2 protein-coding genes are annotated in these 1,597 nt (G+C 33.2%); both read right to left on the reverse strand.

The annotated features are described in order from the left end of the window. Positions 1-155: 155 nt before the first annotated feature. Positions 156-959 carry a hypothetical protein gene (locus GH664_RS22645; protein ID WP_153170299.1) on the reverse strand — a complete coding sequence of 268 codons (804 nt, stop codon included), beginning with the start codon at positions 957-959 and terminating at the stop codon, positions 156-158. Positions 960-1,311: 352 nt separating this feature from the next. Beyond that, positions 1,312-1,597 (reverse strand): hypothetical protein (locus tag GH664_RS22650; RefSeq protein WP_228111682.1); only part of this gene is annotated, 286 nt, incomplete at its 5' end.

A 1,597-nucleotide genomic window follows, 5' to 3' on the forward strand; every position in this document is an offset into this window, starting at 1 on the left:
TAAACTTTAGTTACTGAACTAGCGCTATCTAAAGTAATTGTAAGTATGTTATTCTCTAGCTTTGTATTAATTATTTTCATATCTACAAAAAATTAAAAAGGCGAAGCCGAGGATAAACCTCAACCTCGCCTGGGTTTAAATAAAGAAACCGTGTATTATTCTGCTTCACCTGTAATAAATGCCTCAAGAGCCTTAGCGAATACAGAAGTTTTATTAGTAGTATTGTGTTCAATATATACTTCTGTAGTCAACGGAGTAGTCTTAATATACTGATTATCAGGACTCAAATACAGATTATCATTTTCAATAGTAAAGTAATCGTATGTAGAACCTTCTTCAACATTGCGTTTTGGTTCAATTGCAGGATATGCATCTGTGAATACATGACCCTTATAACCCAACATACGTACTTCCATATCACGTACCTGTTTCCAGTAACCTTTACCAGGTTTACCAGCAGTCTTAGTAATAGTTGCACCAGGAACTGCTTCAGGAACATTAGACAATAATGCACCAGGAATAGTAACGTACAGAGAAGCTTCCATAGAAACTACAGAGTATTCATTCAAAGAATTGACTCCTTCATTGTCATCTTTTTCCATTGCAGTTAAAGTTAGCTTATGACTTGCAAATGTAGCACTTACTCTACGATTAGCGTGTTTGTTAATTTTAGCTAAAAGTGCATTTCCCAAATCATCAGCAGTCTCAGTTGAAGCAATTACTTCATAAGTATGAGTAAACTGTCCTGGAGCTTCATATAAGTCTTTATAAACAATGCGTAAAACATATCTGTGACCGATAACAACAGTAGCACTAGTTAAATCAATTTCGATTTTCTCTTGAACTGGTGCAACATAATCACCTTGTACATACGAAGGTTTAGAAGCTTTTTGAATGGCGTTAGAATATTCTACCATTCTCTTTGTTGCAGTAGTACCGTTGGGCAGAGTAATTGTCATATTATCCCCAGCTACACCTACATAAACAGTAGATGCATTTACTGCATTAGCAGCAGTTGTAATTAGTGCTTTATTCTAGTCAAATAAAGCAACGTCCCCTTTATCCAAAGCATCTACAGTAGTATAGGCTGTAGGGCATTTCTTTCCGATTAATACGGTATCAACGCGTGTAATCATAGTTTATATAAAAATAATTAATTGTTAGACTTAGCGCTAGTCTAGTTTGTCCTTCTACTTTCCTTATTTCAGATTTCCAGGTCAGACAAACGCATTAATTTATTTGTTATTCCATTGAAGCAATTTCGTTGGAATAAGCATTATAGTGCTACATTGGTTTAGTAGCAAGATAAATCTAGATTGCCATTTTCACAATTTCCATATGTGTATGTTCTGGCAAATCTGTATATTCGGTATTAGTAATATTACTTGAATTAATTTTAGATGGCTTAGCTAAGTATGTAATCTCATATTCACTTACTTTATATTTACCGTCTGTGTATAATATTACATTATTATCTTGAATTAACTTTAAAGGTCTAGCTTGACAATATTTTAATTTGTGTTCAGATAGTGAATTACTTAATTGTCTATCTAATGTTTCAATTGTAGATTCTAACGTATCTGTATACTTAACTATA

It is taken from the genome of Thauera sp. 2A1 (assembly GCF_009469595.2).
Lineage (GTDB): Bacteria > Pseudomonadota > Gammaproteobacteria > Burkholderiales > Rhodocyclaceae > Thauera.